This is a genomic window from Actinoallomurus acanthiterrae, assembly GCF_054775715.1.
On the sequence record NZ_BAAHCO010000001.1, the window covers coordinates 582,441 to 601,924 of the forward strand.

The 19,484-nt window shown below is 72.9% G+C and carries 19 protein-coding genes; 10 read left to right on the forward strand and 9 right to left on the reverse strand.

The features are described from left to right. Positions 1 to 65: 65 nt before the first annotated feature. Positions 66 to 1,370, forward strand: coding sequence for an FAD-binding oxidoreductase (locus ACYVF7_RS02870; RefSeq protein WP_460334398.1), 1,305 nt, complete (start codon positions 66 to 68; stop codon positions 1,368 to 1,370). 10 nt (positions 1,371 to 1,380) lie between these two features. On the opposite strand, the gene ACYVF7_RS02875 is transcribed toward ACYVF7_RS02870, so the two are convergent. Continuing rightward, positions 1,381 to 1,743, reverse strand: a complete 363-nt coding sequence (locus tag ACYVF7_RS02875) for an ArsR/SmtB family transcription factor (protein WP_460334401.1) — start codon at positions 1,741 to 1,743, stop codon at positions 1,381 to 1,383. 95 nt (positions 1,744 to 1,838) lie between these two features. On the opposite strand from ACYVF7_RS02875, the gene ACYVF7_RS02880 reads away from it, so the two are divergent. Continuing rightward, the gene (locus tag ACYVF7_RS02880; protein ID WP_460334404.1) at positions 1,839 to 2,771 is read left to right on the forward strand and encodes a cation diffusion facilitator family transporter; all 933 of its coding nucleotides are present in this window, start codon (positions 1,839 to 1,841) and stop codon (positions 2,769 to 2,771) included. Positions 2,772 to 2,889: 118 nt separating this feature from the next. On the opposite strand, the gene ACYVF7_RS02885 is transcribed toward ACYVF7_RS02880, so the two are convergent. Continuing rightward, on the reverse strand, positions 2,890 to 3,972 hold the full coding sequence (locus tag ACYVF7_RS02885) for a glycosyltransferase family 4 protein (RefSeq protein WP_460334407.1): 1,083 nt from the start codon (positions 3,970 to 3,972) through the stop codon (positions 2,890 to 2,892). A gap of 4 nt (positions 3,973 to 3,976) precedes the next feature. On the opposite strand from ACYVF7_RS02885, the gene ACYVF7_RS02890 reads away from it, so the two are divergent. Then, positions 3,977 to 5,044, forward strand: a complete 1,068-nt coding sequence (locus ACYVF7_RS02890; protein ID WP_460334410.1) for a glycosyltransferase family 4 protein — start codon at positions 3,977 to 3,979, stop codon at positions 5,042 to 5,044. Here the strand turns inward: ACYVF7_RS02890 and ACYVF7_RS02895 are convergent. Together ACYVF7_RS02895 and ACYVF7_RS02900 are read right to left on the reverse strand one after the other, a co-directional pair. Beyond that, positions 5,020 to 5,403: a 6-pyruvoyl trahydropterin synthase family protein gene (locus tag ACYVF7_RS02895; protein WP_460334413.1), complete on the reverse strand. Its 384-nt coding sequence runs from the start codon at positions 5,401 to 5,403 to the stop codon at positions 5,020 to 5,022. The genes ACYVF7_RS02890 and ACYVF7_RS02895 overlap by 25 nt on opposite strands. Continuing rightward, a complete protein-coding gene (locus tag ACYVF7_RS02900; RefSeq protein WP_460334416.1) occupies positions 5,404 to 6,384 on the reverse strand; it encodes a zinc-dependent alcohol dehydrogenase in 981 nt (326 codons plus the stop codon). Between the two features lie 201 nt (positions 6,385 to 6,585). Between ACYVF7_RS02900 and ACYVF7_RS02905 the strand changes: the two genes are divergently transcribed. Together ACYVF7_RS02905 and ACYVF7_RS02910 are read left to right on the forward strand one after the other, a co-directional pair. Beyond that, a complete protein-coding gene (locus tag ACYVF7_RS02905; protein ID WP_460334419.1) occupies positions 6,586 to 6,852 on the forward strand; it encodes a hypothetical protein in 267 nt (88 codons plus the stop codon). Between the two features lie 132 nt (positions 6,853 to 6,984). Next, complete coding sequence (locus ACYVF7_RS02910; RefSeq protein WP_460334421.1) at positions 6,985 to 7,881, forward strand: alpha/beta hydrolase; 897 nt, start codon at positions 6,985 to 6,987, stop codon at positions 7,879 to 7,881. Between the two features lie 18 nt (positions 7,882 to 7,899). Here ACYVF7_RS02910 and ACYVF7_RS02915 read toward each other — a convergent pair whose 3' ends face one another. Together ACYVF7_RS02915 and ACYVF7_RS02920 are read right to left on the reverse strand one after the other, a co-directional pair. Further along, positions 7,900 to 9,195 (reverse strand): MFS transporter, encoded by a 1,296-nt coding sequence (locus ACYVF7_RS02915; protein WP_460334424.1) that lies wholly within the window; start codon positions 9,193 to 9,195, stop codon positions 7,900 to 7,902. A 26-nt stretch (positions 9,196 to 9,221) separates the two neighbouring features. Then, positions 9,222 to 10,604, reverse strand: coding sequence for a M20 family metallopeptidase (locus tag ACYVF7_RS02920; RefSeq protein ID WP_460334427.1), 1,383 nt, complete (start codon positions 10,602 to 10,604; stop codon positions 9,222 to 9,224). A gap of 219 nt (positions 10,605 to 10,823) precedes the next feature. On the opposite strand from ACYVF7_RS02920, the gene ACYVF7_RS02925 reads away from it, so the two are divergent. Continuing rightward, positions 10,824 to 11,738, forward strand: coding sequence for a LysR family transcriptional regulator (locus ACYVF7_RS02925; protein WP_460334430.1), 915 nt, complete (start codon positions 10,824 to 10,826; stop codon positions 11,736 to 11,738). 4 nt (positions 11,739 to 11,742) lie between these two features. On the opposite strand, the gene ACYVF7_RS02930 is transcribed toward ACYVF7_RS02925, so the two are convergent. Next, the gene (locus tag ACYVF7_RS02930) at positions 11,743 to 12,837 is read right to left on the reverse strand and encodes a carboxylate-amine ligase (protein WP_460334433.1); all 1,095 of its coding nucleotides are present in this window, start codon (positions 12,835 to 12,837) and stop codon (positions 11,743 to 11,745) included. A gap of 310 nt (positions 12,838 to 13,147) precedes the next feature. Between ACYVF7_RS02930 and ACYVF7_RS02935 the strand changes: the two genes are divergently transcribed. The 4 genes from ACYVF7_RS02935 to ACYVF7_RS02950 all read left to right on the forward strand — a co-directional run bounded on the left by ACYVF7_RS02935 (position 13,148) and on the right by ACYVF7_RS02950 (position 17,527). Then, positions 13,148 to 13,906, forward strand: coding sequence for an AfsR/SARP family transcriptional regulator (locus ACYVF7_RS02935; RefSeq protein ID WP_460334436.1), 759 nt, complete (start codon positions 13,148 to 13,150; stop codon positions 13,904 to 13,906). 425 nt (positions 13,907 to 14,331) lie between these two features. Continuing rightward, positions 14,332 to 15,819, forward strand: coding sequence for an ATP-binding protein (locus ACYVF7_RS02940; protein ID WP_460334438.1), 1,488 nt, complete (start codon positions 14,332 to 14,334; stop codon positions 15,817 to 15,819). Continuing rightward, positions 15,816 to 16,301, forward strand: coding sequence for a hypothetical protein (locus ACYVF7_RS02945; protein WP_460334441.1), 486 nt, complete (start codon positions 15,816 to 15,818; stop codon positions 16,299 to 16,301). The genes ACYVF7_RS02940 and ACYVF7_RS02945 overlap by 4 nt, the downstream gene beginning before the upstream one ends. A 38-nt stretch (positions 16,302 to 16,339) precedes the next feature. Beyond that, positions 16,340 to 17,527 carry an FAD-dependent monooxygenase gene (locus ACYVF7_RS02950; protein WP_460334444.1) on the forward strand — a complete coding sequence of 396 codons (1,188 nt, stop codon included), beginning with the start codon at positions 16,340 to 16,342 and terminating at the stop codon, positions 17,525 to 17,527. 41 nt (positions 17,528 to 17,568) lie between these two features. On the opposite strand, the gene ACYVF7_RS02955 is transcribed toward ACYVF7_RS02950, so the two are convergent. After that, the gene (locus tag ACYVF7_RS02955) at positions 17,569 to 18,234 is read right to left on the reverse strand and encodes a response regulator transcription factor (RefSeq protein WP_460334447.1); all 666 of its coding nucleotides are present in this window, start codon (positions 18,232 to 18,234) and stop codon (positions 17,569 to 17,571) included. After that, positions 18,231 to 19,445 (reverse strand): sensor histidine kinase, encoded by a 1,215-nt coding sequence (locus tag ACYVF7_RS02960; RefSeq protein ID WP_460334450.1) that lies wholly within the window; start codon positions 19,443 to 19,445, stop codon positions 18,231 to 18,233. The genes ACYVF7_RS02955 and ACYVF7_RS02960 overlap by 4 nt, the downstream gene beginning before the upstream one ends. Positions 19,446 to 19,484: the final 39 nt, after the last annotated feature.

A 19,484-nucleotide genomic window follows, 5' to 3' on the forward strand; every position in this document is an offset into this window, starting at 1 on the left:
CCTGAGCGCGCCGACGTGCTCGAGCACGTCGCGGCCTGATTCACCACGAGAGAAGGAAGATCGCCATGAATCCCCTGACCACTCTGCGCTCCGTCGTCCGCGGCCGGGTCCTGCTGCCCGGCGACCCCGATTTCGACGCCGCCCGCCGCCCCTGGAACCTGGCCGTCGAGCAGCCGGTGGCCGCCGTGGTCGAGGCGGCCGACGCCGACGACGTCGCCGCGCTCGTCCGCCACGCCCGATCCGCCGGACTCGGCGTCGCCACCCAGCCGAACGGGCACGGGGCCACCGGCCGTACCGAGGGCACGATCCTGCTGCGCACCGGGCGGCTCGACGCCCTCGACATCGACCCGGCCGCCCGCCGTGCCCGCGTCGGCGCGGGCGTGCCCTCGGGCCGCGTGCAGGCCGCCGTCGCCCCGTACGGCCTGACCGGCCTGCCCGGCAGTTCCCCGGTCGTCAGCGTCACCGGCGTCGCCCTCGGCGGCGGGCTCAGCTGGTTCGGCCGCAAGCACGGCTGGGTCGCCGACAGCGTCACCGCCTTCGACGTCGTGGACGCCGAAGGCCGACGGCGGCACGTCACCGCCGACACCGACGCCGACCTGTTCTGGGCCCTGCGCGGCGGAGGCGGCGACTTCGCCATCGTCACCGCCCTGGAACTGGCCCTGCACCCCGCGCCGCACCTGTACGGCGGCCGGGTCCTGTGGACGGCCGAGCACACCCCGGACGTGCTGGACGCCTACCGGCAGATCGTCGCCACCGCGCCGGACGAGCTGACCGTCTGGCTGGACCTGCTGCACTTCCCCGGCGCGGACCCCATGGTCGCCGTGGACGCCACGTACCTCGGCGACGCGGACGAGGCACGCGACCTGCTGAGCCCACTGGACCGCCTCGCCCGGCCGCTGTCCGACGGCAGACGGGTCATGCCGGTCTCCGAGCTCGGGACCATCACCGCCGAACCGACCGACCCGGGGGCGGGCCTGTCACGCGGCGAACTGCTGACCGAACTGGACGACGTCGCCGCCAAGACGCTGCTGGCCGAGCCGATCGCCCCGCTGCTGAGCGTGCAGATCCGGCACCTCGGCGGCGCGTTCACCCAGCCGTCCGACAGCCCGCACGGCCCGCTGACCGAGCCCTTCGCGCTCTACCTGTTCGGCATCCCGGCCGACCCGGCGACGGCCCAGGCCGTCGCGGACCGGCAGCGCGCACTCGCCGAGGCCCTTCCCGTCAGCGGCCGCAAGCCCCTCACCTTCCTGAACCCCGGGGAGACCGTGGCCGACGCGGTCACCCCCGCCGCGCTCGCCCGGCTGCGCGACGTCAAGCGTCGGCACGACCCGCACAACGTGTTCCGCAGCAACTTCCCCGTGCTGCCCTGACGGCTTCCCGTCAGGCGGTGCGCGGGGGGACGTCGGTCACGCCGAGACGGCGGTGCTCGATATGGCTGACGGCCTCGTCCAGCAGCGTGGCGACGTGGCTGTCGTACAGCTGGTAGACGATGCTGCGGCCGTGCCGGTCCCCGGTGACGAGACCCAGGTGGCGCAGGTAGCGCAACTGGTGGGAGACGGCCGAGCGTTCCATGGCGATCGAGTCGGCGAGCTCGCCGACGGAGCACGGGCCCTGCCGCAGGCGGCTGAGGATGAGCAGCCGGCTGGGGGTGGCGAGGGCCTGCATGGTCTCGGCGACGCTCTTGGCCAGGTCGGCGTCGATCGGCCCGGTGGGGGTCGTGTGTCCGTCAACGCCGTGTCCCATGTCGCCATCGTAACCGCGAGGAACATGTGAACACCTATTCACTTGATCACCTATGATGGAGGGGAGTGACCGTATGAGCCGAGGAGTGCGCTGCCGTGACATCCGCCGTTCCCGCGTCCACCGGGCGTGACGAGGCCGCCGACCGTAGAGCGGCGAACCGTGCGATGGCGGTCTCGGCGGCGGGCCTCTCGGTGACCGCCCTCGTCGAGATCGCCCTGGCCCTGGTCACCGGATCGGTCGCGCTGCTCGGCGACGGCCTGCACAACCTCTCCGACGTGTCGACGTCGGCGGTGGTCTTCCTCGGCTTCTGGATCTCCCGGCGGCCCGCGACGGCCCGATACCCGTACGGCTACGAGCGGGCGGAGGATCTCGCCGGGCTCGGCGTGTCGCTGGTGATCTGGGCCAGCGCGCTGTTCGCCGGGTACGAGAGTTACCAGAAGCTCATGGGCGGCACACCCACCACCGACGCCGCGCTGGGCATGGCGGGTGCGGCGCTCGGGATCGTCGGCAATCAGATCGTCGCCCGGTACAAACTCCGGGTCGGCCGCCGAATCCGGTCGGCGACGATGATCGCCGATGCGAAGCACTCCTGGCTCGACGCGGTGTCCTCGCTCGGCGCGCTGGTCGGCCTCGCGCTCGTGGCGGCCGGCTACCGCTGGGGCGACCCGGTGGCCGGGCTGGCCGTGACACTGTTCATCTGCCACGTCGGCGTCGAGGTCACCCGCGACCTGCTGCACCGCCTGATGGACGGCGTCGACCCCGAACACCTCGACGCCGCGCGCACGGCCGCCGCCGGTGTGCCGGGCGTCGGCGCGGCCGAGGTCCGGGCGCGCTGGATGGGCCGGACCCTCGCGGTGGAGGTGGAGACCCATCTCGACGACGGCATCAGTCTCCTGGACGCCGACGGGATCAACGCCACAGTGGAGCGAGCGGTGCGCACCGCCGTTCCCGACGCCGGCGACGTGCACGCCCACGCCCACGCCGCCCGGTCGGCACCGCCCGTACCGGCCGACACCGGCCCCCGCTGACCCCGACGCCCGTTCTCGCCAACTCTGAGCTCCGCTGACCTGCGATCCGTTCGAGCGGCCGCCGTGCGAGGGCGGCCCGTGGAGCCCGGCTGCACGACGGGCGTGACGGTGGAGGCGTTCACCGAGGCCGTGTCGGCCCTGCCGGCGTGAGCTCGCGCAGGGTGCCGAAGAAGAGCGCCGCGCTGTCCTCCCAGGTGGGGAACTCCTCGGCCCGCCGCCGTGCCGCCGCGCCGAGCCGGTCACGCAGGCCGGAGTCGGCGCACAGCCTCGCGAGGGTCGCCGTCAGGGCGGGGATGTCGCCCGGTTCGACGATGAGGCCTTCGCGGCCGTCCCGGGCCAGGTGGGGGAGGTTGCCCGCGCGCCATCCGACGACGGGCAGCCCGGCAGCCATGGCCTCCCCGTACACCGTGCCGTACGGCTCGCGCAGGCTCGGCAGGACGAAGACGTCGGCGTCGCGGTAGAGGCGGGCGATCTCCTCCTTCGGCAGGCGTCCGTGGCGGACGACGCGTCCGGCCAGGTCCGGCTCGCCGAGGCGTTGCCGCACCTGCGCGGCGTACGCCGGGTCGGCGTCCTCGTCGCCGGCCAGGTGCAGGCGGGCGCTGCCGTCGGGGAGGGCCGCGACGGCGTCGAGCAGGTCGAGGACGCCCTTGCGGGGCAGCCAGTTCGCCACGCACAGGAGCGCTGCCTCGGCCCCGGCGCGCAGATCAACCGCCGGGCCCGGGGGCGGCTCGGGGACGTCGCGGCCCGGCGGGACGACGACGAGGCGGTCGGCGAAGCCCTGCCGGGCGAGCTCCGCGCCGAGAGGCTCGCTGGCGACGAGCAGCCGGGCGGCCCGGCGGTACGTCCACCGGTCCAGCACCGCCTGCGCGAGCGCGCGCGGTCGGCCGTGGTCGATGCCGCCCGGCGGCTGGTGCAGGATCGCGGCGACGGGCAGGCCCGGCGGCAGGCGCACCGGCGCGAGGAACGCCGCGGCGATGCTGTCGATCAGGACCACGTCGGGACGCTGCTCGCGGACCGTCCGCAGGACCCGGCGCGCGGCCAGGGCCGGGAGCGGGAAGGCCAGGGACGGGAAGGAAGCGAACGTGAGCCGGGCGTCGTACGCCGGCGCGAGCTCGGCCATCCGCCGGTGGTAAAGGTAACCGCCCGTCATCGTCAGCGGATCGCCCAGAGTGACGAGGGAGATCGACAGGGTGCGCGTCATCCACGTGGCTCCGACGGTTTTCGGGGCCGACGGCGTGTACGGCGGCGGTGAGCGGTATCCGCTGATGCTGGCCCGGGCGCTGGCGCGCGGCGTCGACTGCGAGCTGGTGACGTTCGGGCCGGGTGCCCGTCTGATCCTGGAGCCGGGCGGCCTGCGGATCCGGGTGCTGCGCCGGTGGGGGTGCTGGCGCGGGCATCCCGCGCACCCCCTCGCCCTGGGCCTACCACCGGCGCTCGCCGGCGCCGACGTCGTCCACACGCATCAGCTGCGCAGCGCGCCCAGCCGTCTGGCCGCCCTCGTACGGCGGCGGCACCTCGCGGTGACCGACCACGGGCTGGGCGGCGGCGGGTGGTGCGGGCTGCTGCCGCGCCTGTTCGACCGGTTCCTCGTCGTGTCGCGGTTCTCCGCGCGGACGCTGAACGCCCCTCCCGGCCGCACCGACGTCCTGTACGGCGGCGCGGACCCGGCCTGGTACCGTCCGGACCCGCGCGCCGACCGCGCCGGGGTGCTGTTCGTCGGGCGGATCACCCCGCACAAGGGGCTCGACCGGCTGATCCAGGCGTTGCCCGACGGCGCCGAGCTGACCGTCGTGGGCAGCACCGGGCACGATCCGCACCCGCCCGAGTCCGGCTATCTCGCGCTGCTCGCCCGGCTCGCCGCCGGGAAGCCCGTACGGTTCGCCGGCCCGGTCGACGACGTGGAGGCGGCCCGGCTGTACCGGGAGGCCGCCGTCGTGGTGCTGCCGTCGGTGCACCGGACCTGCTACGGGCGGACGGTGGAGATCTCCGAGCTGCTCGGCCTGACCGTCCTGGAGGCGATGGCGAGCGGCACGCCGGTGATCTGCAGCCGGCTCGGCGGGCTGCCCGAGGTCGTCCGCGACGGGGAGACCGGGTTCCTCGTCGAGCCGGGCGACGTCGGGGAGTTGCGCGACCGCATCCGCACGCTGCTCGCGGACCGCCCGCTCGCCCGCAGGCTCGGCGACGACGCCCGGCAGCTCGTCCTCGAGCGCTTCACGTGGGACCGCTGCGCGCAACGCTGCCTGACCGCCTACGCCACGATGCTCGCCGAGTAGCCGCCGAACGCCTCCGGCGACTCCCAGACCCGTACGGACAGCGTCTCCGCGCCCGACTTGCGTACGGTCTCCGCGAGCGTGTCGTGCGCCCAGCGCGCCAGCACCTCGACGGTGACCGCCGCCGCCTCGGGCGGACGAATCATCTCCAGGTCCCGGTTCTCGATCCGCCCGAGCATGTCGGCGAGCGCCGCCTCCAGAACGTCCAGGTCGCAGACCATGTCCTGCTCGTCCAGGCGTTCGCGGGCCACGACGACCTCGAACCGGTAGTCGTGGTGGTGGGGCTCCCCCTCCGGCGGTGGTTTGCCGGGCATCTGGTGAATCGCCCGTACCGTCTTGTGCAGCCCGACCTCGTACCCCATCTAGTCTCCCCTTCCGTACGACAGCGCGGCGTGCATCACGCCATCCTCGCCGCGGTCCAGAGCCGCGAACGCCTCGGCGACCCGTTCGACCGGGAAGGTGTGGGTGGCGAGCGACTCCAGCGGCAGCCCGGCCAGCAGCGCGGCGGCCTCCCGGCGACGGCGCTCGATCGTCCAGCCGCCACTGAGCGCGGCCGGGATCGTCGAGACCTGCGTGCTGCGGATCGTCAGCCGGCGGCGGTGGAAGTGGCGGCCGAGAGGGAGCGTCGCGTCCTTGGTGCCGAGCCACGAGGCGATCAGCAGGGTGCCCTCGTGGGCGAGGAGGGCGAGCGCCGGGCCGGGCGCGTCCGCGCTCCCGGTCGCGTCGATGACCGTACGGGCGCCCGCGCCGTCGGTCTCCCGCCGGATCACCTCGGCCAGCTCCTCCGGCGGTACGGCGCGCAGGCCCAGCGACGCGGCGAGCTTCCGGCGCCAGGGGAGCGGCTCGGCGGCCACCGTGCGCGCGCCGGTCCGTTCGAGCAGGAGGGCCGTGAGCGTGCCGAGCACGCCGAGGCCCAGCACGACGACGGTATCGCCGTAGCCGGGGGCGGCGTCCAGCGTGACCTGCAGCGCCGTCTCCACCAGCGGGAACAGTGTGGCCACGCGTGGGTCCACCGCGGGCAGGCGGATCAGGGAGTCCGCCGGCGCGGTGAACACGTCCTGGTGCGGGTGAAAGGCGAAGACCAGGTCGCCGTCGTCGGCCCGGCCGACGCAGCTGTAGCCGTAGACGAACGGATAGCCGAAGGTGCCCGAGAGGGCGTCGATGCCCTCGTCGAGGGCCGTCTCCGGCGGGACCTCCCCGCGGTAGGCGAGCAGTTCGGTGCCCGAGCTGATTCCGGAGAAGATCGTCTCGACCGTGACCTGCCCGGGTGCCGGGGACTCGACCTCGCGTTCGCGCAGCTCCACGCGTCGAGGGCCGACATGCAGAACGAACCGGGCTTTCACGGCGCGTCTCTACCCTTCCGTGGACTCCGAAAAACCGCGTAGATCTTCGGTCGCGATTGAAGCACGTTGTCTCCCGACGCTAGTCCGGGAGGTCCCTATGTGACCCTCCCGGCCGTCGTCGGGGGTTTCCGTCTGGTTCGTCCGGGTACACGCAGCGCCGCGGCCGCTCAAGCGAAGCAACGAACGAGGAGGCAAGCGATCATGAGCGAGACCGGCGAACACCGTACTCACGAGCCCGACCGCGGCCCCGGCGCACACTCCGGCCACGAGAGCCTTCCGCAGCAGCGCGTGATACCCGGCATGGCGAGCGCGTCGGAGGGCTACGCCGCCGACGCCAAGGGCACGGGGCAAGGCGACCCGCTCTCCGGGGTCGAGCTCCGGCCCGACGAGGCCTCCCGAGAGGCCGGCCCGGGCGACGCACCGGCGCCGGAAACGGCACGTGATGGGACTCCCCTCCCCAAGGACTGACAACGGACCGGCATCGCGGGACTCCTCGCCCCGGGGACTGACGACGGGGCGGCGGCCGACGCCCGGAGTCGAACCACGGGCCGCCGGCGGGCGTCTGTTCTGTTCGGAACATGACGGCGAGAGGCGGTTTCCATGGTGTCGAGGCGTGCCTTCCTGTTCGGCGGCGCGGGACTCGGGGCGGTCGCGGTCGCCGGAGGGGTCGGCGCGGTCCTCGTCGAGGAGGACGTGCTGCCGGGCAAGGTGGCGTTCGACCGGGCCATCGGGCGTTGCGGGTCCGTGCCCAGCCCTCCGAGCACCCCCGGCGTGGTCCAGAATCAGACCTTCTCCTCGCGTCGGCGGGGCACCGACGTCACGGCCGTCGTCGTGCTCCCGGCCGGCGTCACGTCGCTGCGCGGGCTGCCGGTCGCGGTGGCGCTGCACGGCAACGGTGGCAACGGGGTCTCGGCCGCCGCGAATCTCCGCCTCGACCGCTACCTGACCGAGGTCGTGCGCACTCGCGGCGTCCCGCCGTTCGCGCTCGTCGCGGTGGACGGCGGGCCCAGCACGTACTGGCACCGGCGCGCGAGCGGCGAGGACCCCATCGGGATGATCGTCGATGAGCTGCTGCCCCGGCTGCGCCGGCAGGGGGCGTCGACGGACCGGTTCGGGGTGATCGGCTGGTCGATGGGCGGCTACGGCGCGCTGCTCCTGGCCGAGACGGTCGGCGCACCACGGATGGCCGCCGCCGTCGCCTCCTCGCCCGCGCTGTTCCCCTCGTACGACAACGCCCGCCGCACGAACCACCAGGCGTTCGACGACGCGGCCGACTTCGCGCGCAATGACGTGTTCGCGGGCCTGGACCGGCTGAAGGGCGTGCCGGTCCGAGTGGACTGCGGCACCAGCGACCCGTTCGCGCCGATGGTCCGCAAGCTGCGTACGCGGCTGCGCCCGGAAGGGGCGATGAGCGGCGGATGCCATGACGGAGCGTTCTGGCAGCCGCACCTGCCGGACCAGTTGGTCTTCCTCGGCGGTCACCTGCACGCCCGCTGATGCTCGCCGCGGGAGTGGTCAGCGGAGGCCGAGGCGGCGCCGCGCGATCAGTACGGATGCCAGGCTGAGCACGGCGAGGGCCATCAGGTACCAGGTGATGGCCAGCTTGTCGCCGGTGACGTCGACCAGCCAGACGATCAACGCGGGGGTGGTGCCGCCGAAGAGCATGACGCCCAGGTTGTAGCTGAGCGACATCCCCGTCGCGCGGCTGCCGGTCGGGAACAGGTCGGACAGCAGCGCCGGGAGCGGGCCGAAGTAGCCGGCCTTCAGGACGCCGATCAGGAACATCACCCCGAGGATCACCCCGAAGCCCGGATGCGCGACGAGGAAGGCGAACGCCGGATACAGCAGCGCCAGGATCAGCACCGCGAACAACGCCATCGGCCGGGTCCGGCCGACCTTGTCCGACCAGTAGCCGACCAGGGGAGTCCCGACCGTGAGAACGGCACCGGTCACCATGGTCGCGGCGAACCCGGTCGAGGTGGGCAGCCCGAGCTGCTTGACGGCGAAGACCGGGATGTAGGTGATCAGGTAGGTGATCGCCGTGGACACGGCGAGCGCGCCGATCGCCAGCAACACCCGGCTCTTGTGGTCACGCAGCACCGCGGCCACCGGTCCGTGCGCCTGCCCCGCCTCAGCCGCGCGGGCGAACGCCGGGGTCTCGTCGACCTTCCGGCGGATGTAGTACCCGATCGGCCCGATCAGCAGGCCGAAGGCGAATGGGACGCGCCAGCCCCAGGTCTCCAGCTGCGCCGTGGACAGCGACCCGGTGAGCACCGTTCCGAAGGACGCCGCGAGCAGTGTGCTGACACCCTGACTGGCGAACTGCCAGCTGGACATGAACCCGCGCATGCCCGGGGCGTGCTCGACCAGGAACGCCGTCGAGCTGCCGAACTCTCCGCCCGCCGAGAAGCCCTGCACGAGCCGGGCGAGGAGGATCGCGACCGGCGCGACCAGGCCGATGGCGGCGTACCCCGGCATGACGGTGATCACGAGGGTGCCGAGCATCATCAGCCTGATCGACAGCATGAGCGCCGCCTTGCGGCCGACCCGGTCCGCGTACCGGCCGAGGACGATCGCGCCTAGCGGCCGCACGACGTACGACACGCCGAAGGCACCGAGCGCGAGCAGGAGCGAAACGGTGTCGTCGGAGGCGGGGAAGAAGATCTTGGCGATGGTCGCCGCGAAGAACCCGTAGATCGCGATGTCGAACCATTCGAGCGCGTTCCCGATGGACGCCGCGATGATCACACGATGTACCGAGGTTCCGTACGGGCTGTCCGCCGGCCGGTTCGCGGTGGTCGAAACGTCCATCTCTCTCCTTGTATGCGCCGGGGCGGTCACGTACGGGCGGTGTCGCCGAGGTCCCAGAAGAGACCTGCCATGATCTCCAGCGCCTCACGGGCCAGGGGCGCGAGCAGGTGCTCGTCGGGGGCGTGCTGGGCGCACGCCGGGTACGAGTGCGGAAGCCAGATCGTGCACAGGCCGAGCGCGTCGGCGAATCCGTCGTTCGGGATGGTGCCGCCGAGGTTCGGCATGATGGCGGGCGCGGAGCCGGTGGTGCGTTCTACCGAGGTCGCGGCCCACCGCACCCACGGGGCGTCCGGGTCCGTCCTCGTGGCCGGCATGACGCGGCCCGCCTCGACCTCCACCATCGGGAAGCCGTGCTCGTCGAGGTGCCGGCGTATCGCGGCCTCGGCGCCTGCCGCATCCGTGCCCACGACGAAGCGGAGCTGGCAGTGGGCGAACGCTTCGCCGGGGATGGCGCCCACCGGCCGGTCGGGCGTTCCGCCGGACAGGGCGAGGACCTCGAAGGTGTTCCAGCCGATGAGACGTTCGGCGGGGGTGAGCCCTGGCTCGCCCCAGTCCTCGTCGACGTCCGGGTCTCCGGGGCCGCCGCCGACCGGAAGGTCCGTGAGGGCCTGCCGGACGTTGGCCGGGATCTCCGGGGGGAGCAGGCCGGGCACCAGGATGCGTCCCCGCCCGTCCACCAGGGACGCCAGCGCGTTGGCGAGCACCGTGGCGGGGTTGCGCAGGAGACCGCCCCAGTTTCCCGAGTGATGGGCGCCGTCCCGGAGCCGTACGCGCAGGGTGAGGTTGAGGCCGCCGCGCGAGCCCAGGAAGAGCGTCGGACGCTCCGCGCTGACGCGGGGACCGTCGGAGGCGATCAGCAGGTCGGCGGCGAGGTCGTCCGCCATGGTGGCGCACAGCGCCCGCAGCCCCGGCGAGCCGGTCTCCTCACCGGTCTCGATGAGGACTTTGAGGTTGAAGCCCAGCCGGCCGTTCCGCGCGCGGAGCACCTGCTCCAGCGCCGCGAGGTTGACGGTGTGCTGTCCCTTGTTGTCGGCGCTGCCCCGCCCGTACCAGCGATCGCCCTCGACGACGAGACGCCACGGGTCGAGGCCGACGCGCCACCGCTCCGCGTCACCCGGGACGACGTCGGCGTGCCCGTAGGTCAGCACGGTCGGCAGTCCGTCCCCCTCGTGGCGGTGGGCGACGAGGAAGGGGCCGTGGCCGGCCACGGGGTTGTCGATGATCCGGTGGGCGGCGCCGAGGCGTTCCACGGCCGGCGCCATCTCCCGTTCGAGATACCGGCGCAGAACGGGCACCGACTCGGGCCTCCCGCTCTCGGTGGGGACCGCGACCCGCCGCTCGAGGGCGGCCTGAAATGCGCCGGAGTCAAAGTAATCGCGGGCGTATCGGATCGCCGCCGAACGTGACACCGTGATCCTTTCCAGAGTCAGGAAACATCGCGGCGATATGCCCGTCGACCTGCCGCAAGACCAATTCGTCTAATGCCAGGCAGGCTAGTGAGTGCCCTTCATCGGCACAATTATCATTATCCGAAGGCGGCATTGCCGATACGGCAAGGCAGACGCGCCGCCCGACGGATAGGGTCGTCCGATCGGCGCCGTCCGCCGGGACAAGGGGGTGAGTGCGGCGTGAACCTCAGTGGCGTGAACCTCACCGGTCCCGTGCTGCGCTACTTCCTCGAGGTGGCCGGCACCGGCTCGATCAGCCAGGCCTCGGAGCAGCTGCACGTCGCGGCGTCCGCCATCAGCCGGCAGATCGCGAAGCTGGAGCACGACCTCGGGGTGCCGCTGTTCGAACGGCGGCCGCGCGGCATGGTGCTCAGCGAAGCGGGCGAGCTGCTGGCGGCGTACGCGCGGCGCAGCCGGCTCGAGTCCGACCAGGTCATTGAGGAGATACGCGGCCTCGGCGCGCTCCGGCACAGCGTCATCCGGCTGGCCAGTTCGGAGGGCTTCGCCCGGGACCTCCTGCCCGAGGCGATCGTCGCCTTCCGCGGGTCGTACCCCGGCGTGCGGTTCCGGCTGCGCGTCGACGCGCCGTCGGCGGCCACCGACGCGGTCCGCGAGGGGGCCGCGGACCTCGCCGTCACCTATGCCCTGGCCCCGGAGCCGGACATCAAGGTGGAGTACTCCGCGGCGCAGCCGATCCACGCGCTGGTCCCGGCCGGTCACCGGCTCGCCGAGCGGACCGAGATCCGGCTCGCCGACCTGCTGCCGTATCCGCTGGCGCTGATGGAAAAGGGCACCACGATCCGGCAGTTGTTCGATATCTGCGTCAGCCTGGAAGGGCTGCGATTCGAGCCCGCCTTCGTCAGTAACTATTCCGGTGCGCTCTACGGATTCGTGCAGAACAACGGCGGTGTCACCATCGCGGGCTCGCTCACGCATCGGCGGCGGCTGGGGCCCGACGGGCTGGTGGCCGTGCCGATCAGCGACCCGGAGATGTCCCGCCGCAGCCTCCAGATCCAGTCGATGGCCCAGCGGACCCTGCCGAAGGCCGTCTCCGCGTTCCTCGTCCACCTCATCGCGCACATCGACCGGCCGTAGTGGCTCACTCCTCCAGCGTGCGGGCCACGGCCTGGACGACCACCTGGGACAGGTCGCCGGTCTGCTGGTGGAACTCCCGTTGCTGGTCGGCGCCGTTGCCGCGTTTGAGCACGTCGAGGAGGAGCCCTTCGACCGCGATGAGGTCTCCGCTCTCGGCCAGGACGGGCGCGGCGTGGTCGAGTAGCGCCCGTACGGCCGTCTCGGCCGGGACCGGGACACCTGTCAGGGGGTGCACCAGGTCCTGCCGCAGGCCGTACCGGGCCGCCCGCCAGGTGGCGAGCTGGAGCTGTCCCACCCGGTCCTGCTGGGGCGGCTCGCCCGCTCGCCAGGCCGCGGCAGCCGTCTCCACCAGCGCGCGGACCAGCGCGGCGATCAGCACGGCGTGATCGACCAGGAGACAGACGTCGGCGACCCGGATCTCGATCGTCGGGTAGTGGTGGGAGAGCCGCGCGTCGAAGTAGACCATCGCCTCGTCGAGGATCGCGCCGGTGCGCAGCATGTCGTCGATCGCGGCCCGGTAGCCGGCCGCCGATCCGAACAGTTCGGTGGGGCCCGCCGACGGCCAGCGCCCCACCGCCAGCCGGCGGTAGCTGGCGTAGCCGCTGTCGGCTCCCTGCCAGAACGGAGAGTTGCCGCTCAGCGCGAGGAGCGTTGGCAGCCAGGGACGGATCCGGTCGAGGACGGCGACGCCCTCATCGGGTGATCTGACCGCGACGTGGACATGACACCCGCAGGTGAGGTGTTCGGCCGCGGTGAGGGAGTACAGCTCGGCCATCCGCAGGTACCGCTCGGTGGGCGTCACGATCGGCCGGACGGGGAGCGGGCAGGTCCCGAGTGCGGCGATGGTCACGTCATGGCGCTGGGCGGCGGCCGCCGCGCGGCGCCGTCTCTGGCGGATCTGATCGGCGAGTTCGGTCATCGAGAGGCACGGGCGCGTTCCGGTCTCCAGCTGCTGGCGCTGGAACTCGCTCTGGAGCAGCCCTCCATCGCCTCCGTGCGGCAGGAGCCGGAGTACGGCGTCGGCCGCCGCGCGTGGCGTTCCGGTGTTCGGGTCGACGAGGAGGAATTCCTCTTCAACTCCCACGGTGCGAATATCCACTGTGTCCTACTTTGCAGGTTTTTCGCGACGATCACGTAAAGGCATGGCAACTCCAGTTCACGCTGGATAAAAACCCCCGCATCGCATGATCGATGATCAATACCCCCTGTCTATGTCAGAGTAAAACGCGGCGAACTCCTACCTACCGGGAATCGCGGGTTTAGTTGGCAGATAGTCTTGATCCGGGCGACTATCTGAAAATTCGTGATTGCAGCGGCGTAACGGGGCGGATGTGGTTCCGGTGCACTCCGGTGCGGCGGACGGCCGCCTCCGGCCGTTGAACGTCCGGTTTGCCGGGACAATCGTCGGCATGTGGTTCGGCATCCTGGGTCCCCTGGACGTGCGGTCGGCCGACGGGGAGCCGATCTCCGTGGGCGGTCCCCGGCCCCGTGCGCTGCTCGCGATGATGCTGCTGCACGCGGGCCGGCCGGTCGGCGTGCAGCAGCTGGTCGACGGCCAGTACGGCGACGAACCGCCATCCGGTGCACTCAACGCCGTTCAGGCGCAGGTGTCCCGGGTGCGGCGTCACCTGCCGCCGGGGACGCTCGAGTACGACGGCATCGGATACCGGCTGGCGGTCGACCCCGACGACGTCGACGTCCATCGCTTCGAGCGGCTGGCCCGGGAAGGGCGGAGACTCCTGGGAGCGGGCGCCCACGCGGACGCCGCCGCGATCCTCCGCCGGGCCCTCGGGCTCTGGCGCGGCCCGGCCCTGGCCGACCTGCCCTTCGCCGACGCGGACAAGGCCCGCCTGGAGGAGCTCCGGCTGGCCGCGACCGAGGACCTCGTCGAGGCTCAGCTGGCCCTGCCCGACGGGTCGCCGGTCGCGGAGCTGCGGCGGCTGGTGGCCGAGCACCCGCTGCGGGAACGGCTCCGCGGCCAGCTCATGCGCGCCCTGAACGCCGCCGGGCGGCCCGCCGAGGCCCTCGCGGTGTACGAGGAGACCCGACACCTGCTCGCCGAGGAGCTGGGCGTCGACCCCTCCCCGGAACTGGCCGCCATCCAGCTGGCCGTCCTGCGCGCCCAGCGGCCGAGCCGGCGCCGCACCGGCGGCCGACGGCCCAGCTGACGAGCTTCGTCGGACGCGAGCGCGAGCTCGCCCGCATCGAGGAGCTCCGCGACGCGCGGCTCATCACGGTCCTCGGCCCCGGCGGCGCCGGCAAGACCCGGCTGGCGATCGAGGCGGCGGGCCGGGGCCGGCGTGAGTCGGTCTTCGCGGACCTGTCCCCGCTGGAGGACGGGGACCAGGTCCCGCAGGCGGTCCTCGGCGCGCTCGGCCTGCGCGAGGCCGGATTCCAGTCGCTCGAGGCGCCCGACCCGATCGGGCGCCTCGCCGCGGCGATCGCGGACCGGGACCTGCTGATCGTCCTCGACAACTGCGAGCACGTCATCACCGCCGCCGCGGCGCTGGCCCGCCGCCTGCTGGGCGAGTGCCCGGCGCTGCGGATCCTGGCCACGAGCCGGGAGCCGCTCGGGATCACCGGCGAGACGCTGGTGCCGCTCGCGCCGCTGGACGTTCCACCGCCGGACTCCACGCACGCCGTGGACTACCCGGCCGTGCGGTTGTTCGCCGACCGGGCGGCGGCCGTACGGCCCGGCTTCGCGGTCGGACCCGGCAACGCCGAGGCCGTCACGCGGATCTGCGCGGCGCTCGACGGGCTGCCGCTCGCCATCGAGCTGGCCGCTGCCCGGTTGCGCACGTTCCCCGTGGAGGAGATCGCCCGCCGCCTCGCCGAACACGACCGCTTCCGCCTGTTGTCGCGCGGCGACCGTACGGCCGCGTCCCGGCACCAGACCCTGCGCGCGGTCGTCGAGTGGAGCTGGGACCTGCTCGGACCGGACGAGCGGGTGGCGGCCCGGCGCTTCTCCGTCTTCGCCGGGGGCGCGTCGTTCGAGGCGGTCGAGGCGGTGTGCGGCCCGGACGCCGCCGACGTGCTCGTCGACCTGGCGGACAAGTCGCTCGTCGAGACGGACGGCGTCCGCTACCGGATGTTCGACACGATCGCCCTGTTCTGCGCCGAGCGCCTGGCCGAGACCGACGAGCCGCAGCGCGTACGCGCCGCCCACGCCCGCCACTTCCTCGACCTCGCCCAGCGCGCCGATCCCCATCTGCGCCGCGCCGAGCAACTGGAGTGGCTGGCCCGGCTCTCCGCCGACCACGACAACCTGATGGCCGCGCTGCGCTGGGCCGTACGCCACGACCGGGAGACGGCGTCGCGGCTCGTCGCCGCGCTCGGGGCGTACGGCTGGCTGAGCGGGCGGCGCGGCGAGGTGGGCAAGGCCGCGGCCGAGCTCCTCGACGCGCCCGCCGAAGGACTGGACGAGGAGTACCTCGCGTGCATCGTCCAGGCCATGCCCCGGCCCGGTGCGGAGCACTGGAAACGGGCGGAGGCGATCATACGAACGCTGGACCTGCCCCTGCGGTACCCGTTCACCGTGGCCCTGTGGGCGATGACCGCCGGGCCGCCCGGGCCGTCCGATGCCCGCAGCGACCGCCTGCTGGAGGGCGACCCGTGGATCCAGACGCTCGAACGGCTCGGCATGGCCCTGATGATCCTGCTCGGCGGCGATCAGGCCGAAGGCGAACGCCGGATCGACGACGTGCTGACCCGCTTTCGCGCGATCGGCGAGCGCTGGGGGACCGCCCAGGCCCTGGACTGGCTCGCGGTGATCGCGGGCCGGCGCGGCGAGTGGCCTCGCGCCCGGGACCTCTGGCGCGAGGCGCTCACGCTGCTCGACGAACTCGGCGCGTACGAAGAGACCGTCGACGTCCTCGTACGCCGGGCCGAGGCGCTCATCCGGGAGGGCGACCTTCCCGCCGCGACCGACGACCTCCGGCGGGCCGAGGAGCTGTCCCGAAAGGCCGGCCGGACGCGCCGGCGTCGGTGCATCTCGGGCTGGCGGAGATCGCCCGGTTCGGCGGCGACCTCGCCGAGGCCAGGCGACGGCTCGATCAGGGCCTGCGGGTCTCCGGAAGCGTGAGCTTCGGCGCCGAGAAGACCCAGCCGTGGATGTTCACCGCGCTCGGACGGCTCGCCGAAGCCGAAGGGGACGACGACGCGGCCCGGACCTGGCATCACCGTGCCGTCGCCGCCGCGCGGGAGTCCCCGCTGGCCGTCGACCTCGCCGACGCCGTCGAGGGACTCGCCGGAATCGTCGTACGGGACGGGGCAGGGGAGCGCGCCTCGGTACCGCTCAAGGCGAGGAATCGCGCCCCGGCCCTGCCTGGGGCCGGGGAGCACGGCTCGGTCCCGCTCCGGACAGGGGAGCGCGCCGCGGTCCTGCTCGGGGCGGCGGTCGCGCTGCGCGGGACGGCCGTGACACACGACCAGGACGTCGACCGGGCCGCCGCCCGTGCCCGCGACCTCATCGGCGCGGAGGCGTTCGCCGGGGCGTTCGCGCGCGGTGCCGCGATGTCCCGCGCGGAGGCGCTGACAGTCGTCGACGAGACTGTCAGCGGATAGCGGACGGACTGTCAACGCCCCCGGCGAAGGTCGGGGACATGAAGAACACGACAGTCCTCATCTCCGGCGCGAGCATCGCCGGCCCCGCCCTCGCCTACTGGCTGGAGCGCCACGGCTGCACCGTCACGGTCGTCGAGAGGGCCCCCGCCCTGCGCAGCGGCGGTCAGGCCGTCGACTTCAAGGGCCCGACCCACATGACGGTCCTGGAGCGCATGGGCATCCTCGACGAGGTGCGCCGTCGTCAGACCGGCGGGCACGACACCAGCTTCATCGACGCGGACGGCCGGCCGCAGGCGGTCATGCCGGGCGAGTTCAGCGGCGGTGAGATCGAGATCGGCCGCGGTGACCTGGCCGCCCTGCTGTACGAGCGGACCGCCGGGCGGTGCGAGTACATCTTCGGCGACTCGATCACCTCGCTCACCGAGACGGCCTCCGGCGTCCACGTCACCTTCGAGCGCGGCGCGCCGCGCACCTTCGACCTCGTGGTCGGCGCGGACGGCATCCACTCCAACGTCCGCCGCCTGGCCTTCGGCCCCGAGGAGGAGCACGTGCGCTTCCTCGGCCACTACTACGCGCTCGCCGACGTCGCCGCCGCGGGCCCCGCCGTGCAGAGCGTGATGTACAACGAGCCGGGCCGCATGGTGTCGCTCTGGGGCAACAAGGCGTCGGCGTTCTTCGTCTTCGCCTCCGAACCGCTGCAGTACGACCGCTGGGACACCGAGCAGCAGAAGCGCCTCCTCGCCCGCGCCTACCAGGGCGCGAAGTGGAAGGTGCCCGAGATCGTCGCCGCCGCGTCCGGCGCCTCGGAGTTCTACCTCGACTCGATCAGCCGCGTCGAGATGGACCACTACGCCAAGGGCCGGGTCGTCCTGCTGGGCGATGCCGCGTACGGCAACACCCTGGGCGGCTTCGGCACCGGCCTGGCCATCGTCGGCGCGTACGTCCTGGCCGGGGAGCTCGCGGCGGCCGGCGGCGACCACCGGGTGGCCTTCCGCCGGTACGAGGAGGAGTTCCGCGGCTACGCCAAGGTGGCCCGGAAGGGCAACGCCGGCCCGTTCCTCGCCCCGCCGACCCAGGCCCGCATCACCATGCGGAACCAGATGTTCAAGCGCCGGCTCCTGCTCAAGTCGTTGCTGTGGATGACCGACAAATTCGCCTCGAACATCGACCTCAAGGACTACCCCGCCCCGGGCCACCCGCGCATGTCCCCGACGCACGAGGCATGACGACGGCACCCTTCTCGCCTTTCTCGGCCGCGTTGTCTAGATCAGCCGGGATCGACGACGCGGTAGCCCACGCCGGGCGTGGTGATGACGACGGGTGGGTCGCCCAGTTTGCGGCGCAGTCGGCCGATGGTCACCGCGACCGTGTTGGTGAAGGGGTCGGCGTGCTCGTCCCAGACCTGTTCGAGCAGGCTCTCGGCGCTGAGGAAGGCGGGCGTGGCGCGCAGGAGCGCTTGGAGGACCCCGAACTCCTTGACGGACAGGTCGAGGAGGCGGCCGTCGCGGGTGACGGTGCGCCGTACGGGATCCAGTTCGATCCCCGCCGCGCGCAGCGTACGGGCCCGCGCGGCGGGCCGGCGGCGTGCGAGGGCCCGGACCCGGAGGACGAGCTCGGGGAAGTGGAACGGCTTGGCGAGGTAGTCGTCCGCTCCCAGGATCAGCCCGCTGACGCGGTCGCCGGGTGCTCCGGCCGCGGTCAGCATGAGGACCATGGCCCGGTCGTCGTTCTCGGTGATCATCTGGCAGAGGGTGTCGCCGTGCAGTTTGGGCAGGTCGCGGTCGAGGACGACCACGTCGTAGGCGTTCACGTCGAGCTTGGCGACGGCCTCCAGCCCGTCGTGGGCGACGTCCACGGCCATGCCCTGGTCGCGCAGCCCTTCGGCCAGGACGTCGGCGAGCGAACGGGCGTCCTCGACCACCAGCACCCTCACGCCGGAACACCCGCGTGCACCAGCGACGGCAGCGAGACGCCGACGCGCAGCCCGCCGTCGGGGCGGGCGCGCAGGTCCAGGGTGCCGCCGTGCGCGGTGGCGACGGCCGCGACGATCGACAGCCCGAGCCCGGTCCCGTCGTCCGTGCCCGTACGGTCGGCGCCGAGCCGCCGGAACGGCCGGGTCAGCTCGGCGACCTGCCGTGGGTCGAGGACCTCGCCGCCCGTCTCGACCACCAGGTGCGCGTTCTCGCCGTCGGCCACGGTGGCGACCCGGATCCAGCCGCCGTCCTCGTTGTGGCGGATCGCGTTCTCGATGAGATTGTCGACCATACGGCGCAGGAGCGCCCGGCTGCCCCGTACCGGCGTGTCGCCGTCCGCGGTCTCCTGGACGGACAGCCGCCGGGCGGCGATGTCCGCGGACCGGGCGGCCACCGCTTCGGAGGCGACGTGGGCGAGCGAGAGCGTCGCGCGGTCCGGGAGGTCGCCGTGCTGCGTCCGGGCGAGGACGAGGAGACCCTCCAGCAGGCGGTCGACCTGGTCGAGCTCGCCACGGAGCCGGTCGGCGAGGGCGACGGTCTGCGGCGGCGCGGGCTCCGGCTTGGCCACCGCCACGTCCAGTGACGCCCGCATCGTGGTGAGCGGCGTGCGCAGCTCGTGAGAGGCGTCGGCGACGAAGCGGCGCTGGGCGGCGAAGGAGCTCTCAAGGCGTTCCAGCAGGTCGTCGATGGTGTCGGCGAGATCCTTGACCTCGTCGGCGGGGCCGGCCACGGCCAGCCGCTCGTGCAGGTTGTCCGCGGTGATCCGCCGCGTCGCCGCGGTGATCGTCCGCAGCGGACGCAGCACCCGTCCCGCGAGGAGGCGTCCCAGGACGATCGACGCCACCGCCATGACGGCCAGCGCGATCGCCGACCCGACCAGCAGCCGACGATTCTCGGCCTCATGCTGCTCGGTGAGCTGAGTCTGCAGCCAGGCGATCTGCATCTGGGCCTGGGCCAGCGCCGTCTCCTGGGGCGCCGGCTCCTGGCCGGGCGGGTGCATGGTGCTGACCCGCGATCCGAGGGTCGGGACGTTGGCGATCGCCAGCAGTCCCGCGGCGGACACGAAGAACACGACGCCGTACAAGGCGGTGAACCGCGACCGTACGGTGCGCCCCGGCCGGGTGAGGCGGCGGACCGGCCGGGTGAGGTGATGATCCGACCCGTTCGACATGTCCAACTCCTCCGTTTCCGCGCGGGCACTCAGCATGCC

Bases quoted from the DNA above. Each gene is read 5' to 3' on its own strand.
- ACYVF7_RS02950 (WP_460334444.1), top strand. From the start codon at position 16,340: ATGAAGAACACGACAGTCCTCATCTCCGGCGCGAGCATCGCCGGCCCC.
- ACYVF7_RS02935 (WP_460334436.1), top strand. From the start codon at position 13,148: ATGTGGTTCGGCATCCTGGGTCCCCTGGACGTGCGGTCGGCCGACGGG.
- ACYVF7_RS02875 (WP_460334401.1), bottom strand. From the start codon at position 1,743: ATGGGACACGGCGTTGACGGACACACGACCCCCACCGGGCCGATCGAC.
- ACYVF7_RS02895 (WP_460334413.1), bottom strand. From the start codon at position 5,403: ATGGGGTACGAGGTCGGGCTGCACAAGACGGTACGGGCGATTCACCAG.
- ACYVF7_RS02870 (WP_460334398.1), top strand. From the start codon at position 66: ATGAATCCCCTGACCACTCTGCGCTCCGTCGTCCGCGGCCGGGTCCTG.
- ACYVF7_RS02915 (WP_460334424.1), bottom strand. From the start codon at position 9,195: ATGGACGTTTCGACCACCGCGAACCGGCCGGCGGACAGCCCGTACGGA.
- ACYVF7_RS02960 (WP_460334450.1), bottom strand. From the start codon at position 19,445: ATGTCGAACGGGTCGGATCATCACCTCACCCGGCCGGTCCGCCGCCTC.
- ACYVF7_RS02905 (WP_460334419.1), top strand. From the start codon at position 6,586: ATGAGCGAGACCGGCGAACACCGTACTCACGAGCCCGACCGCGGCCCC.
- ACYVF7_RS02910 (WP_460334421.1), top strand. From the start codon at position 6,985: ATGGTGTCGAGGCGTGCCTTCCTGTTCGGCGGCGCGGGACTCGGGGCG.
- ACYVF7_RS02885 (WP_460334407.1), bottom strand. From the start codon at position 3,972: ATGACGCGCACCCTGTCGATCTCCCTCGTCACTCTGGGCGATCCGCTG.